The sequence below is a fragment of the Caloranaerobacter sp. TR13 genome (genome assembly GCF_001316435.1).
GTDB lineage: Bacteria > Bacillota > Clostridia > Tissierellales > Thermohalobacteraceae > Caloranaerobacter.
On the sequence record NZ_JXLL01000048.1, the window covers coordinates 1 to 1,211 of the forward strand.

General features: G+C 38.2%; 1 protein-coding gene. It reads left to right on the plus strand.

The features are described from left to right. Positions 1-16: 16 nt before the first annotated feature. Positions 17-1,210, plus strand: a complete 1,194-nt coding sequence (tuf, locus tag TR13x_RS10815) for an elongation factor Tu (protein ID WP_054871948.1) — start codon at positions 17-19, stop codon at positions 1,208-1,210. Position 1,211: the final 1 nt, after the last annotated feature.

The window sequence follows — 1,211 nt, forward strand, 5'->3', positions numbered from 1 at the left end:
TAAAGGAGGAAGAGAAATGGCAAAGGCAAAATTTGAAAGAACAAAGCCACACGTAAACATAGGAACAATAGGACACGTAGACCATGGTAAAACAACATTAACAGCAGCAATAACAACAGTATTAAACAAAAGATATGGAACAGGAGAAGCAGTAGCATTCGATAACATAGATAAAGCACCAGAAGAAAGAGAAAGAGGAATCACAATATCAACAGCACACGTTGAGTACGAAACACCAAACAGACACTATGCACACGTAGACTGTCCAGGACACGCTGACTACGTAAAGAATATGATCACAGGAGCAGCTCAAATGGACGGAGCGATCCTAGTAGTATCAGCAGCAGATGGTCCAATGCCACAAACAAGAGAGCACATCTTACTATCAAGACAGGTAGGAGTACCAAAGATAGTAGTATTCTTAAACAAAGCAGATATGGTAGATGACGAAGAATTAATAGAATTAGTAGAAATGGAAGTAAGAGAATTATTAAGTGAATATGAATTTGATGGAGACAACACACCAGTAGTAGTAGGATCAGCATTAAGAGCATTAGAAGATCCAGACGGAGAATGGGGAGACAAGATAATAGAATTAATGGAAAAAGTAGACGAAACAATACCAACACCAGAAAGAGATACAGACAAACCATTCTTAATGCCAGTAGAGGACGTATTTAGTATAACAGGACGTGGAACAGTAGCAACAGGAAGAGTAGAAAGAGGAACATTAAAAGTACAAGACCAAGTAGAAATAGTAGGATTAACAGACGAGCCAAGAACAGTAGTAGTAACAGGAGTAGAGATGTTCAGAAAGATGTTAGACGAAGCACAAGCAGGAGATAACATAGGAGCATTATTAAGAGGTGTGCAAAGAGACGAAATCGAAAGAGGTCAAGTATTAGCTAAGCCAGGAACAATCACACCACATACAAAATTCAAAGCAGAAGTATACGTATTAACAAAAGAAGAAGGTGGAAGACATACACCATTCTTCAACGGATACAGACCACAATTCTATTTCAGAACAACAGACGTAACAGGAACAATCAACTTAGAAGAAGGCGTAGAAATGTGCATGCCTGGAGATAATGCAAGATTTGAAATAGAATTAATCACACCAATAGCATTAGAAGAAGGATTAAGATTCGCTATTCGTGAAGGTGGAAGAACTGTAGGAGCAGGTGTTGTTACTCAAATTATTGAATAAT